The sequence below is a fragment of the Pseudoalteromonas sp. Z1A8 genome, from assembly GCF_011378855.1.
GTDB lineage: Bacteria > Pseudomonadota > Gammaproteobacteria > Enterobacterales > Alteromonadaceae > Pseudoalteromonas.
On sequence record NZ_WTLB01000028.1, the window covers coordinates 21,461 to 39,407 of the forward strand.

Genomic DNA, 17,947 nt, shown 5'->3' on the forward strand with positions numbered 1-17,947 from the left:
TATGCAGTTTCTATTGCGTATTTGCACCTATATATTTCAGTGCGCTGGTTATAACGGCTACTTGTGCCAAAATACATTCTTCATCGGTGGCAGTTGGGCTATCTGGGTACACTTCAGTGGTTGTTACGAAGGGTGCATCAGTAAAGCCCATACATAAACCTAACTCTCGGGCGGCATAGTTAATCACACCAAATTGCTCTTGAGGTACGCCGATTAGCTGGTTATTTTCATCGCTCGGTGCAATATGGGTTACCTTTGCAACGCTTTCAATAATCACTTTTTGAAACTCTGGCTCAGGCTTTTTGGTGTCTGCAACTAAATAAAACCCATCAGGTATGTTCCAGTTAGTGTTAGTAGTGCCTTCACGCGCAGCAAGTGCGGGTCTAAATTCACTGTTATCGCTGTCAGTTGTTTCGTGTAAATCAATATGAGCGATTAAGTCAGTACCTAATGATTTTACAAACGCCATAATAGCTGCTGATTCTTGAGCTGGGCTACCCTCGTAAAATGAGCGATTAGGATCAATAGCATCTGGGTTCCAGCGGTTTATAGTCTCATATCCCCAAGGGCTAATGCAGGGGGCTACAATAATATTAAACTGTTCGCAATATTGCATAGCCGATGTTTTAGCAAACCTAAGTGCGCCATGTATGCCACTGGTTTCGTAGCCATGTACACCACCGGTGATTAAAACAGTTGGTTTATTAGCATTAAAGTTAGGCGTTTTTAATATATATAATGGGTAAGTACCTGCGGCGTAATTAAGCTCGCCGTATTGCTCTATATCTAAGGTGTTTTTAAGATCATTAATTAGCGTTACGACTTCGTTTTGGTAACTACGTTTAATGTTTTGGCGTGCTAACCACTGGGCTTTATCGTTGTTATTCCATTTTTTGCCAGGTGTGCCAATCGGGTATGTGCTGTTAGTCATAATAAACCTTTATATCAATTATTATTAGCCCTCATAAAAATTAGGAGGGCAATTACAATTGGTAAAATTATTTAATAAAGGCATAGCTTAACGCTGAGTAAATTAGCGTGCAAATTAAAACGTTAAAGTCATATTTTTAATAGCGCGTGTTTGCTGCGCCCTAATATAGCTTTGGTTTGCATATTCACCCGAAATACTACCGAACCGTTCGCGTTTAATATTAATTGTTAAATTACATGCTTTATTTTTATTTACTTGCGAGCTGTTAAACATATCTAAGCTTTGTAAATTTATTTCAAGGCGAGATGAATTAAGCGCAAAAAATGTTGACTGCAAAAGTGTTTCATTATTATTGGTAGTGCAACTACTGTTAAGTTCTACTTGGCTTGTACTGTTAGGATCAGTGCCATCTAATTGAACGGTAAGAGTACTATTAATACCAAAATTTTGATCGTTACTCGGGGTTAAAATAATAAAATTTAAAGGCAGTTCTGCGCTTGAATTAGCATTTATACCATCGTCTCGTGTAAATAATATATCAAACTGCTGATTATCGTCTGTTGCATTTATATAAGCTTGGTAATCAACGTCTAAAAAATCGGTATCTTTTGTAAGTACAATGGCAGTGTTATTAACAACAGCCCTTAATGAGTCGCTATCGCTTAAAACAATATTAGAGCCATTCGCATCTCCCGCATTTAGTTCTGCGTTAACACGCGTGCGGTTGCCGTCAGAAACCAGTTCAAAGCCAGCCCATATACCTTTTGTTTTTACTAAATCAGACTCTGTTTCTGATGTGCAAGCGCATAATGCGAAAATTAAAGCCGTTGTGGTAATGCATTTTTTAAGCATGTTAGCTCCTTTAAGCCACTTAATTAGGCAGTAAGTAATTGTTTAATTAAGAATAGTTTTTACAATTATATGCAATGGCCAGTTTGTATTAGTGCATTGTTACACAGCAAGGCGTCTGTAAATGTTTAAATTTGTTAATGGTTGTAAATAAAACATTAAAACCTAAGTTTAAAAACCAATCCACTATTTAAATTGCTTACTAAATAAACACTAACTTAGCGCTAAATGTATTATAAAAGAGTGTGTTACAATCAATTAAAGTATATTTTCATATAGAGTATTATGGCGCAGTATATTGCTACTCCAAGTTGGCTAGGCCGTTTTTTTACCCGTATTAAACACGTAAGTATTGAACAAGAGCACCTTGTTGTGCATTTTAGACGTGCTCCCGCACGAACATTTTTAATTAAAGACTTTTATAATTACTCAATACTTAAAAACCGTTTATTTAGTGCCAAAATTAATTTGTGCGACAGCAGCAATACATCAATTAGCTTTTTAAACAAAGCACAGGCTAATACTTTAAATACTGCCCTTAATACGCAGTTTTCGGCCATGCTTGAGCAAAAGGTAAATAACGCCAAAACTTTGCTAAAGCGTTATGCTTTAGATGAGTTTTTACGTGATAGTTCCCTAAATACACTTAATAACGATGTGTTTTCACTTGCTAAACAGTACGCTCAAAGTACAAATACATGGCAACAACACTTATCGCCAAGTAGTCTTAAATTTTTAAATATACTGAGCACCACACCCAATTCTCTTGATGCTATTACGCAGTTGCGCCATAAATATGAAAAAAAACAACTGATACTTAAAAATGATTTTTTTAATCAAGTAGAGTCAAATCCATTAACAACAGAGCAGCGTTTAGCAGTAATACGCGATAACGACAAAAATTTAGTATTAGCGGCAGCAGGCACAGGTAAAACATCTGTGATGGTCGCAAAGTCGCTAGATCTAATAGCGTGTGATATTGCAAAGCCCGAGCAAATTTTGGTACTGGCCTATAATAAAACAGCAGCTAACGAGCTTAAAGAGCGCTTTATTAAACGCGCCACGCATGCAAAATTACATACCAAAGCACCCACTATTTTAACGTTTCATGCGCTTGGGCTTAAACTATTACAAAGCGCTAAAAAACCTGTTGAGTTGTCAAAATTTGCAACAGACCCAGTTCAATTAAATAGTTGGTTAACGGCATGGGTAAGTAAAAAAATACAAACCGAGCCACAATTTTTAAAAGTATTTGTAGATTTACTCCATGAGCCAATTGATATATTTAGCTTTAAAGATAATGCACAGTACGAGCGATACATACGCGATAACGAATACCGCAGCCTTGCGGGTCATAAAGTAAAAAGTTATCAGGAGGTGTTAATTTCAAACTGGCTGCATTTAAACAGCGTGCCGCATAGCTATGAGGTGAATTATCACTTTGACCAAGGCACCGAGCTAAATAGGCAATATAAGCCTGATTTTTATATACCTCACTATGATATTTACTTAGAGCACTTTGGGATTGATAGGCAAGGTAATACACGTGCCGATATAGATAAAAAGCATTATAACGAGCAAATTGCATTTAAGCGTAAACTGCATAAACAAAATGGCACCACGTTACTCGAGACCTTTCATTACAATTGGGTAGAAGGGAAGCTAGAGCAAACCCTCGCAAAGCAATTGAAGCAGCATAATGTTGAATTAACACCTTTAAGTAACGATGAAATATTTCATACATTAAATAACTCAGGGCAGTTACAGCAAGGGATTGATAAGTACATAAAATGCTTACAAGCTATTCGAGTGGAGCAGCTAAGTAATAAGCAAATAGCACAGCGCATCAAGCAAAGTGGTATTAAAAACTATCAACAATACGCAAACTTGTTAGTGCAAATTCATGAGGCTTATATAAATGAACTAAGCGCACAAAATGCCATTGATTTTGACGACATGATTATTCAAGCAACAAAGGCGGTGGTAAACGGAGATTTTAATATTGTGTGGAGTCACATTTTAGTTGATGAGTTTCAAGATATATCAAGCGCGCGAATGGCTTTTTTAAGTGCCATATTAAAGCATGGTAACGGAATACGCTTTACCGCAGTAGGTGACGACTGGCAGGCAATATATCGGTTTTCGGGTGGTAACTTAGCGCTTACTACGCGCTTTAATGAGCTGGTGGGTAGCCACTCGCTTACAATGCTGCAAAAAACATTTAGATATAACAATAGTATTAGCGATGTAGCAGGGCGCTTTGTAATGCAAAACCCTGAGCAATATAAAAAGCAGATCAGCACACATACAAAAGTAACTACACCCCAAGTTATTTTGTTAGACGACTTATACCAAGGCACTAAATCGATAGAAATAAAAGTACAACAAGCGATAAGCACTATTCAAAAAAATGATGGATTAGCCAGCATCGCCATACTTAGTCGATACCGATACATGTTAAATAGCGTGCAACAGCATTTAAAAGATAAAAAGCATACAAACCCTCTCCATTTTTGGACATTGCATAGTGCCAAAGGGCTTGAAGCCGATTACTGTATTATTATTGGTTTTGAACAAGGTAAATTAGGGTTTCCGAGTGACAATCAAAATAACTTGCTGGTGGAGTCGTTATTACCAAAGCAAGATGAATTCACTCACTCAGAAGAAAGGCGTTTGCTTTATGTAGGTATTACACGCGCTAAACATAAAGCGTATTTAATTGCCGACCCTTATGCATGCTCCGCATTTATAAAAGAATTAATAAACGATGATTACCCCATTCAAATTGGTTCCGCATTATTTAATAAGCCGCAACTAAAGCAAAGAGAATGTAGTACGTGCAGTGACGGGTTAATAGTGCCCAAAACGGGCCAATATGGTGATTATTATAGTTGTACTAACACGCAAATTTGCGAAACTAAATTGCGAGTGTGTAAAAGCTGTAGTAGCCCATCGGTTGATAAAAACACATACTCACAATGCGTGAATACAGAATGTAAAACGCAGCACCCAATTTGTGAAAAGTGTGGGCGCGAAATGCGTAAACGTAAATCTAAGCACGGTGAATTTTTAGGGTGCAGTGGTTTTTCTCTTAAAGAAGACAACTGTAAAAACACACGAAAAATAAGTGCTTAACGGCTAATAAGCAGGTTTACACCTGTCTATTTTATAGAACAATGTAAATAAAAATTACATTCATTTTATTGATTTTAACAAGCTATCAATGTCTAATAGAATAATGAGCTTTAACTGTTGTTTATTATGCATTTTTTCAATAGATTCTTTTTATTAAACGACCACTATTCAGCCCCTGGTCAGGTTGCTAATTGGCGAATAAGTGCACTGCGCATTATTCTATCATTAGTAATGGTGTTATGTTTATCTGTGGCGTGTCACACGTACACAAGCGCTATTGAATTTAACTTAATTCATATTATTGTATTAACAAGCAGCTTTCTTGCTACTGCATGCGGTTTACTTATAGCAAGTAAGCGTTTTTATCACTTTAGCGCTCATGCACTTTTAATCGCTATTGTGGCCGCTAGCGTGTCAATGAACTTATTTTTAACAGACTTAGAGCTTGCAAAAGTGGGCTCTATGTATATGTATTCTTGTCCGATAATTGCACTTATGCTGCTTGGTTATAGAACAGCCTTAGCTTATGGCATATTAAATATTGTGCCGTTTTATATGATCATAAATAGCGTTGATGTATCGGGTTTGACTGGCATAGCGCAACAACTTCCCGACGCGGACTTATACATTACAGGGCTTATATTTTTATTTTTTAACATATGTATTCCCCTTGCTGTAGCACGCACAATTGTGGCTGCTAAGCGTTTAAACAAAACAATGATAAGCGCTAATACACACCTTAAAGACAAAAATGAGCTTTATCGAAGCTTATTCACCGAATCAAATAAAGCCAAAATTATTGTTGACGAAAACCTTGTTATTACTGATTTTAATCAACATGCTATTGATATGTTTGGTATAAAAAAAGAATTAAGAGGAGAATGCGTTAACCTCTCTCGTTTATTCCCCTCTTTAGTTTTTGACGATCCAAATGCGCAAAATAAAATTGTGAAGTACAAAAAAAGCTATTTTAAAGCCAGTTATCAGCAAATAACAATGAGCACAAACTACCGTGTATACGACTTTTACGATTGCACGCAAGAACAGCTCATTAAGCAAAGCTTGTCGATGATGGAGCTAGAAAACAAACGATTACGCTTCAGAGACTCGCGAACAAGGCTACCTAATAGAGAATGGTTTGAACTGCAATGCGATAGGCTAACAAGTAAGTACCAAAAAGGTTTTTATATTGTTGTTGCGCAAAGTGCAAATAGTGAATACTTAAATTTAAAGCTCACTAAAGCCGACTCTCAAGCATTACTGATTAACGCATACAAGCGTTTAAAAACGATGCCAGATGAGCCGCTGTTGTGTGCTCATATAGGAGTAGGAAAGCTTGCTTTTATAATTGGCGCAAACTCGCAAAACGAGCTTGAAGATAAGCTATTAATGCAAATAAAAAATACATTAGATAAAACATATAATGTATTTGGCACTAAGTGTCAGCAATCATTTTTATTTGGTTTTGCAAAATATCCTGATCATGGAAAAAACAGCACAATAGTACTTAGCAATGCGTGCGAAGCACTTAAAATCGCAAACTGTAATACTCCACTAAGTGGGTATAACGAAAAACAGTCACAAGCTTTTATCGAAAAATACGAAATTTCAATGTTGCTAGACGAAGCGCTTCAACAAGGCGATTTGTCGGTGCATTATCAGCCTAAAGTAAATGCTACGGGTGAATGCATAGGGCTTGAAGCTTTAGCGCGTTGGAATAGTCCAATACTGGGTAATGTGTCGCCCGTGGTGTTTATTCCTATTGCTGAAGAATACAGGATGGTTAGTCGGTTAACCGATCTGATTATTCAAAAGGTGTGTGCTCAAATTGCCGATTGGACTAAAGCGGGTTTACCGAGTGTGCCGGTGGCAATAAATATATCTCTAATTGATTTTAGCCAAACCGATTTTATGTCAAAACTAGTTAAATACCTTGCCGACTTTAATGTAAAGCCGCCTCAAATAGAGTTAGAACTGACTGAAACTTCCCTTGAGGCTAACCAAGCCCATTCGTTAAAGCTTATGCAAACACTGCAATCGTGGGGTTTTACTATTTCGGTCGATGATTTTGGGGTGGGATATTCTAATATTGCACGCCTTGCCGACTACCCAATTAACAAACTCAAGTTAGATCGCTCATTAATAAGCCAAGTAACGAGCTCAAAGCGTCAAAAAAGTTTAGTTAAGGCAGTACACGCTATGTGTAAAGAACTTGATATTAAGTGTGTAGCTGAGGGGGTAGAAACCCAAGAGCAAGTAGCAATAATGGCGCAAATGGGGTGTAAAGAATTTCAGGGCTATTACTTTGCTAAACCAATGCCAGCCGAACAATTTGCAGAACATGTTAGCCGCCATGGCTTAGTGTTTAACCCTAAAGAAGTGACAGTTAAACTTTAAATGTATTTAGTGGCCACTTTATAGAACATGCTCACCTAAGAGCTATGCATGTTCTATAAAGCTAGCTTGGTTTTATTACCTAATTACAGAGTTGTTGGGCGTTTATAGTTATTTTGCACTGTTGCACAGCTCCCGACTTCCAATGCTGTATGTCTGATTGCGCAGTACAGCCTGCATCTTCAATTAAAGCAGTGTCAGCATCACATAAAAGTAATACGGCGTTATCATCTTGTACATCCACAATAAACGTGTACTCGTTAAAGGGCGTAAGTTTGCTTAAATCGTTATTAACGGCAGCTTTTAATAACTCATCAGTGGATGAATAGGGTGTTTCACTAAACTTTAAAGTGCCGTCTACAGCTGTCGCAATATCTTTTAATTGCGAGGCTAAATCGGCCATTATTTCTGGATTATTATTTTTTGAAGTGTAACAACCGCTAAGTAATACAATTAAGCTTATGCAGAGTAAGTGTTTCATGCTATTTGCTCCATACCGTCATTGTGTTGTGCTCATCGTAGCCTGTGTCTAGGTTCCAGTTTTTAATTTCACTGTAATCAGTATCTAAAAATACGGCATTGGCAATAATGGTTATATAGCGCTGAATGTTGCTAACGGCAAAGTCAAAAATATCGTTGTAATGCATAGGCTCGTGCGGTGTTTTTAGTTGTTCAATAAAAGTGGAGTCTACTTCGTTTGGGCGAGGATAAAACAAACCTAAATCAGCAGCAACATGGCGTGCACAGGCAAATAACCGATAGCTTTCTTCAACATTATTTACTACAAGCTGAAAACCGTTATGCCATGAATTAAAGTTAGGCGCATGTTGTGCGGCGTAGCTTGGGTGAACTGTTAATAAAGCATGTTGCCAAATTTGTTCAATATCGGTATCAAAATTATCGTCTTTGTTAGTACAAGACCCAATATTTTGTTGTACGCGATCAGCGTAGCCTAACTCACCTAAATTTAAACGTTGCCAAATAAACGCATCTTGGTTCATTTCACAGGTACGGTGCGCAGTTTGGTTTTGCTCATATGGGCCAACTTTTAATTCAACAACCGGATGCACCGTTATATCTGCAGCTACATGTGCCATATAACCGCATAACCAAGCAAAGCACTTTTCAAATGCTTCATCTTCAAGTGCTTTACAGTATTCAATCATGGCTTTAAGTAAATCACCCGTGCGCTCGTAATGCATTAGGTCGGCCCATGCATTTTGGCTAGGTTGCGCTACAGCTAAATAAGGGTAATCGGGGGCTACACAACCTAGTTCAAGGTATGCTTGGCGTTTGCTTAAAATAAGTTTTGCCTTTTTAGGCATATCCATTTTAGTGAGTGACTTGGTTTGCGTTGCAATATTAACCGCAGTAATGTGCGCAAAAGCACCTGGCATTGTCATATCCTTATGATTTATAAATAGGTGTACAGATTAACATTGAGACAGCGTTAAATAAAGTTAACTAAATGCAAGTATAGGGTGGTTAAGGCTATTAAATTAGCTGTTCAACTAATTGGCCATTTTCATATAATTTAGCATATTGACGTTTATGTTCTTCAAATAGGTAAGCTCTTAGCTGCTCTTGTCCGCTATGAATTTGAGTTATTTTTGCTGCAATCCCTAGGCTACTTTGCCTAACAGGTTCTACATCCATTGATATATTTTCTTTGTTGGGTAAAGTAAAGCTCATGTGCTGTAATTTGTTTAAGCTTTTTCCATTTTTTAATGGTTTTAAAAATATGCCTGTACTGGAAATTGATTAAATATTAAAACCTTGGCTTTTAATATTTAGTTTACTCCAACGCCAACTGCGCTGAGTGCCTTTTGTATCAATTACCTCTGGTGCGCTCAAAATGGGGTTAATTACACCTAACTCATCAATTTTTAATTGCAGGGGAAACCAAAGTTGGTAATTAGCAACTTCAGCAAGCAAAGTTAAATTAGCGTGGGTAAAAAGATGAGCAATACTCGCGGGTACAGAGCTTTTCATTGTAAGCATATGATTACGTGGAGAGCGCTGCTTTGTATTTGGTTTGAATAACTCAGCTAAAAAATTTACCTCTTCATTAGAAAAGTCCATATTTCACCCCGGTTACATAAAACAATGCACCACCGTAATTTAAACAATGGGTTTGTTCAATAAATGTTCGGTTTAAATTTGTTTAGTCAATATTTACGAGAGTATTTGGCAAGCTAAACAATTTATTTAAATGATGTGTTTAACGTTATTATTTTTTCAGTGGTTAGCATTATTTAACATTTAAAAAATATATTTAGGCTCAAGTGGCTAGCTGTTAAACTGCAACACATTAGTTTTATAATTTATATTAGAGTTTACATTATGATATGTGCATTTTTACGTGATCAACAGCCGAAGTTACTAGGTATGTTAGTGGTATTGTTTGGTGCTGGGTTTTCAATAAATGCAGTGGCTCAAGAGCAAAGCCAAACTTTAATTTTAGTGGGGTCAGAGCTTACTACCTGTACTAGCGCAAAGCTTAATAATTGCGAAAAAGAGATTGTTGTTGAAGGTAAATCACATAATCTATATAGGGTTAATAACTCTCAAATAAAAAACATCACGCAGCACTGGCCTAATAATAACATTGAGGCAAAAGCGGCTGTATTAAAAACACTTAAAGCCATACAAAGTAAATCGTCAAATAGCGTATCAAAAACTGATTTACTCTGGCAGTGGCGCGATATAAACAACCAACAACTGCAAAGCCTTACCCAACAAGAATACAACTTTGTATTTGATATGCTAGAAGTACCGCTACTTAATAAAAATGGTGAGCGCTCTAAAGAGCAAGTAAATACCGATTTTAATAACGAGAGCGCGACTAACAATATTTTGCAATTTGTATCGGGCAGTTTAAAAGTTAATAACGCAAATCCCACCATGCTTGATATTACAGCATCAAGCCGAGACCCTTATGAATCGGCAGATTTAGCGCAGAGCCTTTTAGCACAATCAAATATAAGCACTCAATGGTTAGCACTAACCCCAGCGCTTGCTAAAGCGATTACGAGTAACTCGTGCGATGAATTACCCGCTCTCAGAAATACATTAATGAATGTGTATAACCGTGAAGCAATTTACCCCGATCGCACAAAAGCCGAATATGCTTTATGCAAAAGTGGCACTGACGCACTTGTATCACTTATTAAAAATAGTACCGGTGTGATGTTTAATAGCGGTAATGCAGCATTAATGCATAAGGTATTGTTTGATCAAAACAACAATCCATATCCGTGGACGCAAGCATTGCAAACCCGCCCAGTTATAGTAGGTGAAGGAGCGGGCGCTGCAATCCAAAGCAAAATAGCGGGCATGTTTACGAATACAACAAGCCTTGAGGCTCTTCGTAAAAGTGAAACTAACGCTAATACAGGTGGACTTGGTAGCTTTAACTTTGGTGTTATAGATACTCAATTTAGCGAACAAAACCGCACGTTTAGACTCGCAGCTGCGCTAAATAATAGCGAAGCGAGTAATACTAAAACACAAATGCAGCATGGCTTTGGTATTGATGAAAATACAGCTTTGGTTGTTATTAAATCGCCAGAAGTTAGTTTAATGACCGTAATAGGTAAAAGCGGTGTAGTGCACTTAACTGAGCAAGGTAAGCCTCAAAAAGAGGGTAATAACTATCGTTATTCGTACTGGCCTGCTAGTAGCGTAATTGATATTACCAACAATACGTTTACTCTGAGTGAGCGCACTATAAGCCAAACGTTACCCGAGATAAAAATACCGCCATTACCAGTACAGCGTTTTGGCTCAATTTTAACAAATTCAAAACTGCGCTCACTTACTCAAGCTATGTGCTTAAGCCAAGAGCAAAGTACGGTAGCCCAACAAGACGAGTTTATAATTAGCCTTACAGCAACCAGTGACACGCAGTATCATCGCGTAAATGCAAAAGAGTTTGGTTGTGCGCTAAGCAATTTAGAGTTAGCTATAAAGTCGATTTAGTTACCAACCTAAACCAAGGGTTTAAGTTTTAAGCTGTACTCTATAAAATAGCGTTCATAACGATTTAAAAGCTTTGCCAAGTGTAACGCGCGACTAAAAAGAGTTTTAAAATGAATAATGAAAATGACGTAATTGATACTTTAGCTGAGCTAGAAAGCTTTTTAATAGATGTTGAAAGCGGGGGCTTTGGTTTAAAAGGTGTTGCCGGTGTTGGTATGGCCACTAATAACAAAGATGGCAGCCGTTTTGTTGCTGTGTTTGGCGATAACCAACAGCTACTTTTAGCGCGCATGATTACAGAAAATGTATTTCAAACAGGCCAAGACATGGTGCGTAATGGTGTAGGGCGCAAGCACTAATACATTAGAAAAGAAAAGGGCTTAGTGCGCTTTTTTAATTTCATTAAATTGAAATTAAATGGTTTCATGTAAATTCCACTAAAGTTGTTCTAAAATTAATAATGATTAAATACAATCCACTCAAAAACCTATAAAGCTTATTAGGTAAGCTCTGCTTTTTAAGTGTGCTTCGATAAATAAGATAGTGCTACAGATATAAACTGTAGAGTTAATACAGATGAATTTTGGCTATATTTTGAAGAGAAGTTTAACTTTTTTGATACAGTGGTAATAAATTGGTCGGTATGGAGAGATTCGAACTCTCGACCCCTGCCACCCCATGACAGTTTTTAGTTCTTTGTTTTTAATGATTTATATTTAATTACAATGAGTTATCTTTATTTGTTATTTCATAAAGCACCTGTTTATTTCTCAAAATATCACTATAATGGCTAGTTATTGGCTAGTTTTTTAAAAGTGGTTATCTATATGAAAGCGAGTAAAAACAACGCATCCAGCATAACAGTGGCAAAATTAAACTCTTTTTTAAAGGAGTCTGAGCTTAATAGTCAGTTAGGTTGTGACAATATACAAGGTTTTCACTTCATTAAATTAAAAGCTGGTGGAGCTTGGCGCTTACGTTATACAGACTTGTTAGGTAAAAGAAGAACAGCAGTAATAGCCGATGCCTCTATTAAACCAGCAATTGCAGCAGAGATGGCTTTAGATTGGCGTACAAAGTTAAAAAATGGAGTTGATCCATTAGGGTATAAGAAAAAATTAAAAAAAGAACATACCGATGCTGAGCAACTAAAAGCAGCCAATGCTTACTTAAATACAGGTAGGTTTTACGAGTCTATATATACCCCTTATAAACTAGATAACTTCAAAGATGGCAAATCAACGTTACAAAATATTAGCCGCAACTTTTCACACCTATTTGATCGCGATATGGGAAAGGTGACTAGCACTGATATTTTAAGTTGGTACAACAAACGAAGAAAAAACGGTGTGATGCGTAGCTCACTTGTAAGAGATTATGGCGCATTTAAAGCTATGCTTAATTTTGCTGCTAAATCACAAGACGGGCACAGCCCCGCAATACTAAAAGATAACCCTATCAAAAACTATTCGTTACCCGCGCTTACTCTAGCTGAACGAGAAAAGTTAGAAATACATAATACAAAGCTAGAATCAAAGCGCGTTATTATGAGCGATACACTAAAGCAACAGATTCAGAACGGGCTAAATTTATACGCTGAACAACTAAAAGAAAAGCGCAGTGCAAGTAGGGCGCATGGGAAAGGGCATTTAGCAGATTTACAGGAACGTATTTACCCGCATTGGTTTATACCTTTTTGTCATATTGCACGATTAACAGGAATGCGCCCAGCCGATATATACGCTTTAAAATGGGAGAACTTAGCTTTTAATCAGTTCAACAACTCGACTACTTTAATATTTACCCCATCTAAAACAAAAAAAGTAAATTACAGCCAAAAAATCACCTTTCCCGTTGGTGATGAATTAAAAGCGGTGTTTGATATATGGAAGAGTGAACAGGGCAATGCTACAGGCTTTATATTCCAATCAGATCGCACAGGGCGAGCATTAGAGCGTAAAGCCCACCTAACACACTGGCGACAAGTTAAAGCCCTTGGCGGTATTACTACAGAGCTAGATTTATATTCATTTAGGCATAATTTTATATCAGAGTTATGCGCCCGTGGTGTTCCCGTGTTAACTATCGCCAAGCTGGTAGGGCATAAAGACGGTTCAATGATAGCCGCTAACTATTTAAGGCATGATGAAACAAACACATTAGCCATGCTGCAAGGTGTGGGTGGTATTAATTCAGCAAGCAATAATCAAATAAAAGGAGTTATATAGATGGATATTGAAAAACAGCTTGAGAGTTGGGTGAATTTATATTTTCCTATGGAAGGAATTGAAAAAAATACTAAAGCATTCACCACACACAATAAAAAACGCACTAAAGAAGGGTTGTTTAGTTATCCAAACCATATCTTAACATTAGAAGAAGAAGCAAAATATTCAGAGCAGATTTTTCAAGATTTAATCAACCTTGGTCATGAAGTTGATATTGATTTTGGTGATGATTTAGGGAGTCAGCAAGATTCAATTAAAAATGGTATTAAAGGAATTGTTCACTGGTACGTTTGTAATTGGTTTAAAACTGAAACACTTAAAGCTATGAACAAAGATGACTCGAACGCTATACCTTATTTAAGTTTAATGGCTGTATATCACGTTAACGGTGAAAAATTATTTTTAGGTAGTTTATTCAGGTTGTTGACTCGTCAGACTGGATATCCTCATTACTCGGTAGTTGGTCAGGTTATATGTACTTATATCGAGTGGTGTAAGGCTAAACGTGATTTGGACTTTAGCAAGCTAGACAGGTGCGCTCATGCTTTATTTGCTCATGGTATGAATATGGCTAAAGCTGAATACGAGTATCAAATTATTGCTGGAAAATCCCGCACGAGTGAAGCAACTAGTAAAAGGGTCAAAACGAAAGAAGAAAAAAAACAATTAGCAATAATGCTACTTCCAAAAGTAATAAAAGAAATGAAACAGAACAACGCTAACTTAAATATAACTTGGGCTAGAGTTAGCGAGAGAGTAGCAAGTAAAATGGATGAAATTCTAAAACCTAATAAGCCTACCCCGCGAACTACGGTTGAAAAAAACTATTTAAAAGGCATTAATTTAAAATCATATAAATAAAAGTGGAGCAAACCGTTCTATTACTCCATTTTATATAGCTTATTGTTTCATGGTGTTTAACTAAAGAGGATAAAACACCATGTTAAATCAGTTCAATTCAGACAATATGCGCTTGAAAGAAAGCGCCAACTACTTAAATATTTCACTAGCTACATTGTGGCGTCTTGGTGAAAGTGACCCTACATTTCCACCCAAAATACGCTTATCTAGCCGCTGCTGTCTCTATAGAAAGTCAGACCTTGATGCTTGGCTAACAAGTAAGGAGTCTTAATTATGGATAACTTACACTTTCCACTAACAGAGATATTAAAAGCCGCGCCATTAGGAGCAATACCAAAACAACACCATGCTGCTTATAAGCTTCTTAAAGCACTAGCGAATGTTTACCCACACAATAGAGATGAATTGGCTATAAACACTGGATTAGGAGAGACCTTGCGTTCAGCCTTACAGCGGCTTCGGGGTGAAAGTGGCGGTTACTGGTTAATTCACTCAAGAAAAATAGAGGGTTCAAATAAAACATTACTGCAATTAGACCCAAGACATTTAACTGGCGATAAAGAGCAAGATAGAGCAGCAAGGCGTGAAAGACGAAAGGAGTTAGGTATCGAGTCTTATAAGCAAGCTGTTCAAGGCCGCAAGCGTGAACCTAAAGCTTTTACCGAAATGACAGTGGCCAATAAAGAGTATTTTAAATCTTTAGGAGGTGCTGCCAATGACTCTATCTTTGAAAAAGAAAAGCCGAATAAGGGTTAACTCAATCGGCTTAAATACATTTTGATATATAACCAAAGGCTGGTGGTTTAGTTTGCAGACGGAACCACCAGCCCAAACAAGAGTATAAATTATTATGAATTTTTTATCAGCTAAAAGTATAAAAGTTACTCAGTGTTTTAACTATATTAACTGGCATGAGTTAACACTTAAAGTCTCATTACCAAGCGATTTAGGCACACTAACGCACACGCAGGCAAAGGCTAAAAGCTCAATCATTGCTGCCAATGACGCGCCCAACAAGCAAAAGGAAACAGTTTTAAAGCACGATAATTTTACACTGTTACGCCTTGACCTAGACGACACCAAGCTGGATATTGATTCCATTGCCGACACGCTTGAGGGGATGGGTATTGAGTCGTATATCATACACTCGACAGCAAGCCACCAGCAGGACGGCAAAGGCAACCGCTACAGGGTTTACATACAAATAGCCGAATCCATCACTTATAAGGTTTGGGCGCTGGTGGAGAGCTATTTAAGCTATATATTTATGGCGGACGACTGTGCTACACGACCTCAGCAAATAATGTATTTACCTGTGCGCTTTGCTGGTGATTGCTACGAGTATAAAATAGGGAAAGGCGAACCGCTGAACGTGGCAGACTCGCAAATTCTAGTAAATGCGGAGAGGTACGCACAAGAGCAAACCAAGCAACAAGAACAGGCTATTAAATCCGTACCTATTAAGCCAGCGTTTAAGCAAAACCTAGTCGGGAAACAAATATCTATTATTAACTTGGTTAATAGTGGCTATACGTGGGAAAGCTTGCTTAGTCATTATGGGTATAAACAACAAGGTAAAGCGTATTTACCACCCGAAGCAACCAGCAAAACCGCAGGCGCTTATATCTTAACAAGTCATACCGATGGCAAAGAGCGTTATTATTCACACCATGAAAGCGACCCATGCGCCACAGGGCAATGCCTAGATATGTTCGACTTTATTGTTATTCGTGAATATGGCGGAAACTATAAACGCGCATTACATGACATTGCGAAAACTCAGTTTAAGCAAATACATAAACATAACCAGCAAGAATATTTTACTCACTTGCACAATGAGAGCGTAAACGCATTTTTTGCAGGGGGTGAAGTATGAGCTTGCCAGCAGTTAATAACATACCTGTAGAGGTTGAAAAGACAGCCGAAAAAACGCCTATGTTAAGCCCTAAATTCCCAGATATAAAAGTAACTGAGGACGGCAAAGGGCGCACATTAAACACAGCCGACAACCTAAAAGAGCTGGGCAAGTTTTACGGGATAGAGTTTGGCTTTAATAAGATGACGTTTGAACCTGAGTTATTAAAAGGAACTAAATCATTAAATAACAGCTTTGAAGAAGTTAGAAGCCATTTAATAAGCGCAGCAAGTCGGCACAGTTTGCCAAAGTCGGCAATTGATGATCACTTAATCGCAATCAGTCACGGCAACAAATTTCACCCTGTTAAGTTTTACTTAGATAAGGGCGAGTGGGACGGCATAGAGCGCGTTAACAAGGTTGTCGCGTGTTTAAATGCTAAAGATGAACAACTAGCCGATTCTATAATTAAGCACTGGCTGGTGGCATGTATTGCCTGTATTTATGAGGACACATTCAAAAGTAAACTAGTGCCTGTTTTACAAGGAGGTCAATCATTCAGAAAAACCGCCTTTGTTGAACGCTTTGCTAGTGTAATGCCACATTCTTTTTTAGAGGGCGCAGAGCTAAACCCTGATAATAAAGATAGTATTTTATCTAACATACGCTCGTGGATTGTTGAGCTTGGCGAACTTGAACGCACAAGTAAAAATTCACAGGGCAGCTTAAAGGCATTTATTACAAAGTCTATTGATACAGTACGCCCACCATACGCCAGAAGCGATATAAAGAAACCGCGCCAAACGTGTTTTATTGCAACAGTAAACGACCGCGACTTTTTAAAAGATGATACTGGCTCAACTCGCTTTGCAGTGCTTGAACTGAAAAAGGCGATTGATATGGACACCTTAAACAGTTTACTAGGTTGGACGTTTGACGGTACAGGTGCGATAAAACAAACCGACCCCGAACAATTACACCAGTTTTGGCTTGAGGTAAAAAAGCTGTACTTAGACGGTTACGGGTGGGCGCTTAGTGATGAAACACAAGAAAAGGCACTATCTGTTAATGATAACTTTCAAGATAAGGGTTTTGCTTATAATCACATAGTTGATAATTATATCGCGCCAGAAAGTAAAATTGATTTACCCCAGCAAATAGAGCACCCAACGTGTATAGATGGCTGGTTTACCGCTGGCGAGTTAATAGCAGAAGATAGAAAGTTACAATCGAACCATAGCGGTATGGTCGGCAAAGCCTTAAACCGTTTAGCTAAAGAGGGATTGATTACTGCTAAAAAAGGCAGGGCAAACAGGAGAGTGTATAAAATAGCTTTTAACGTGACACCTGCCGCAAACGATGACGGTTTAGAAGATTATTTTTAGCCGCTTCTTTTGTTTAAATGGTTATGGTTAAGTAATGGTTAGGTAGATTTTATTTTACCTAACCACCCCGAAGCCCTTTATAAATAAGGGTTTCACGCGTTTTTGGTTAGGTGGTTAAGTAAAAACACTAACTTTAAATTTTTATAGGATAAATATTCATAGGGTTATAGCTATCACAACAGCAGCGGCTAAATCCCTAAAGGTGGGCGAAGTCACTTAACCACCTAACCATTTTTAGCTAAAAGCCACGCCAGTAAGGCCCTGTAGGCTGGTTAAGTAGATTTTAACTTACTTAACCATACCTAACCACTTAACTATAATAAAGAAC

14 protein-coding genes and 1 pseudogene are annotated in these 17,947 nt (G+C 37.7%); 10 read left to right on the forward strand and 5 right to left on the reverse strand.

Annotated elements, in window-relative coordinates:
• Positions 1–10: 10 nt before the first annotated feature.
• Positions 11–931 carry a M14 family metallocarboxypeptidase gene (locus GQR55_RS12120; protein WP_166420806.1) on the reverse strand — a complete coding sequence of 307 codons (921 nt, stop codon included), beginning with the start codon at positions 929–931 and terminating at the stop codon, positions 11–13.
• Positions 932–1,045: 114 nt separating this feature from the next.
• Positions 1,046–1,783 (reverse strand): hypothetical protein, encoded by a 738-nt coding sequence (locus GQR55_RS12125; RefSeq protein ID WP_166420807.1) that lies wholly within the window; start codon positions 1,781–1,783, stop codon positions 1,046–1,048.
• Positions 1,784–2,065: 282 nt separating this feature from the next.
• Here GQR55_RS12125 and GQR55_RS12130 point away from each other — a divergent pair, with 282 nt between their 5' ends.
• Positions 2,066–4,915, forward strand: a complete 2,850-nt coding sequence (locus GQR55_RS12130; RefSeq protein WP_166420808.1) for a UvrD-helicase domain-containing protein — start codon at positions 2,066–2,068, stop codon at positions 4,913–4,915.
• Positions 4,916–5,041: 126 nt separating this feature from the next.
• Positions 5,042–7,312, forward strand: coding sequence for an EAL domain-containing protein (locus tag GQR55_RS20095; protein ID WP_206012084.1), 2,271 nt, complete (start codon positions 5,042–5,044; stop codon positions 7,310–7,312).
• A gap of 79 nt (positions 7,313–7,391) precedes the next feature.
• Here GQR55_RS20095 and GQR55_RS12140 read toward each other — a convergent pair whose 3' ends face one another.
• From GQR55_RS12140 to GQR55_RS12150, 3 genes and pseudogenes are all read right to left on the reverse strand, one after another.
• On the reverse strand, positions 7,392–7,790 hold the full coding sequence (locus tag GQR55_RS12140; RefSeq protein ID WP_024593055.1) for a hypothetical protein: 399 nt from the start codon (positions 7,788–7,790) through the stop codon (positions 7,392–7,394).
• Between the two features lies 1 nt (position 7,791).
• Positions 7,792–8,706 (reverse strand): zinc dependent phospholipase C family protein, encoded by a 915-nt coding sequence (locus tag GQR55_RS12145; protein WP_166420809.1) that lies wholly within the window; start codon positions 8,704–8,706, stop codon positions 7,792–7,794.
• A 97-nt stretch (positions 8,707–8,803) separates the two neighbouring features.
• Positions 8,804–9,391, reverse strand: a pseudogene (locus GQR55_RS12150) (hypothetical protein).
• A 261-nt stretch (positions 9,392–9,652) separates the two neighbouring features.
• Here GQR55_RS12150 and GQR55_RS12155 point away from each other — a divergent pair.
• The 8 genes from GQR55_RS12155 (at position 9,653) to GQR55_RS12190 (ending at position 17,619) form a co-directional block, all read left to right on the forward strand.
• On the forward strand, positions 9,653–11,290 hold the full coding sequence (locus GQR55_RS12155; protein ID WP_166420810.1) for a cyanophycinase: 1,638 nt from the start codon (positions 9,653–9,655) through the stop codon (positions 11,288–11,290).
• Positions 11,291–11,400: 110 nt separating this feature from the next.
• Complete coding sequence (locus GQR55_RS12160) at positions 11,401–11,649, forward strand: hypothetical protein (protein ID WP_166420811.1); 249 nt, start codon at positions 11,401–11,403, stop codon at positions 11,647–11,649.
• Between the two features lie 468 nt (positions 11,650–12,117).
• On the forward strand, positions 12,118–13,518 hold the full coding sequence (locus GQR55_RS12165) for a tyrosine-type recombinase/integrase (protein WP_206012085.1): 1,401 nt from the start codon (positions 12,118–12,120) through the stop codon (positions 13,516–13,518).
• A complete protein-coding gene (locus tag GQR55_RS12170; protein ID WP_166420812.1) occupies positions 13,519–14,379 on the forward strand; it encodes a hypothetical protein in 861 nt (286 codons plus the stop codon). It abuts the gene before it with no gap.
• Between the two features lie 79 nt (positions 14,380–14,458).
• A complete protein-coding gene (locus GQR55_RS12175; protein ID WP_166420813.1) occupies positions 14,459–14,650 on the forward strand; it encodes an AlpA family phage regulatory protein in 192 nt (63 codons plus the stop codon).
• 2 nt (positions 14,651–14,652) lie between these two features.
• The gene (locus GQR55_RS12180; protein WP_166420814.1) at positions 14,653–15,135 is read left to right on the forward strand and encodes a hypothetical protein; all 483 of its coding nucleotides are present in this window, start codon (positions 14,653–14,655) and stop codon (positions 15,133–15,135) included.
• A 94-nt stretch (positions 15,136–15,229) separates the two neighbouring features.
• Positions 15,230–16,255 carry a hypothetical protein gene (locus tag GQR55_RS12185; RefSeq protein WP_166420815.1) on the forward strand — a complete coding sequence of 342 codons (1,026 nt, stop codon included), beginning with the start codon at positions 15,230–15,232 and terminating at the stop codon, positions 16,253–16,255.
• Positions 16,252–17,619: a VapE domain-containing protein gene (locus tag GQR55_RS12190; RefSeq protein ID WP_197240000.1), complete on the forward strand. Its 1,368-nt coding sequence runs from the start codon at positions 16,252–16,254 to the stop codon at positions 17,617–17,619. Before GQR55_RS12185 ends, GQR55_RS12190 begins: the two co-directional genes overlap by 4 nt.
• The last annotated feature ends 328 nt before the right edge of the window (positions 17,620–17,947 follow it).

Bases quoted from the DNA above. Each gene is read 5' to 3' on its own strand.
- GQR55_RS12120 (WP_166420806.1), bottom strand. From the start codon at position 931: ATGACTAACAGCACATACCCGATTGGCACACCTGGCAAAAAATGGAAT.
- GQR55_RS12125 (WP_166420807.1), bottom strand. From the start codon at position 1,783: ATGCTTAAAAAATGCATTACCACAACGGCTTTAATTTTCGCATTATGC.
- GQR55_RS12130 (WP_166420808.1), top strand. From the start codon at position 2,066: ATGGCGCAGTATATTGCTACTCCAAGTTGGCTAGGCCGTTTTTTTACC.
- GQR55_RS20095 (WP_206012084.1), top strand. From the start codon at position 5,042: ATGCATTTTTTCAATAGATTCTTTTTATTAAACGACCACTATTCAGCC.
- GQR55_RS12140 (WP_024593055.1), bottom strand. From the start codon at position 7,790: ATGAAACACTTACTCTGCATAAGCTTAATTGTATTACTTAGCGGTTGT.
- GQR55_RS12145 (WP_166420809.1), bottom strand. From the start codon at position 8,706: ATGCCAGGTGCTTTTGCGCACATTACTGCGGTTAATATTGCAACGCAA.
- GQR55_RS12155 (WP_166420810.1), top strand. From the start codon at position 9,653: ATGATATGTGCATTTTTACGTGATCAACAGCCGAAGTTACTAGGTATG.
- GQR55_RS12160 (WP_166420811.1), top strand. From the start codon at position 11,401: ATGAATAATGAAAATGACGTAATTGATACTTTAGCTGAGCTAGAAAGC.
- GQR55_RS12165 (WP_206012085.1), top strand. From the start codon at position 12,118: ATGAAAGCGAGTAAAAACAACGCATCCAGCATAACAGTGGCAAAATTA.
- GQR55_RS12170 (WP_166420812.1), top strand. From the start codon at position 13,519: ATGGATATTGAAAAACAGCTTGAGAGTTGGGTGAATTTATATTTTCCT.
- GQR55_RS12175 (WP_166420813.1), top strand. From the start codon at position 14,459: ATGTTAAATCAGTTCAATTCAGACAATATGCGCTTGAAAGAAAGCGCC.
- GQR55_RS12180 (WP_166420814.1), top strand. From the start codon at position 14,653: ATGGATAACTTACACTTTCCACTAACAGAGATATTAAAAGCCGCGCCA.
- GQR55_RS12185 (WP_166420815.1), top strand. From the start codon at position 15,230: ATGAATTTTTTATCAGCTAAAAGTATAAAAGTTACTCAGTGTTTTAAC.
- GQR55_RS12190 (WP_197240000.1), top strand. From the start codon at position 16,252: ATGAGCTTGCCAGCAGTTAATAACATACCTGTAGAGGTTGAAAAGACA.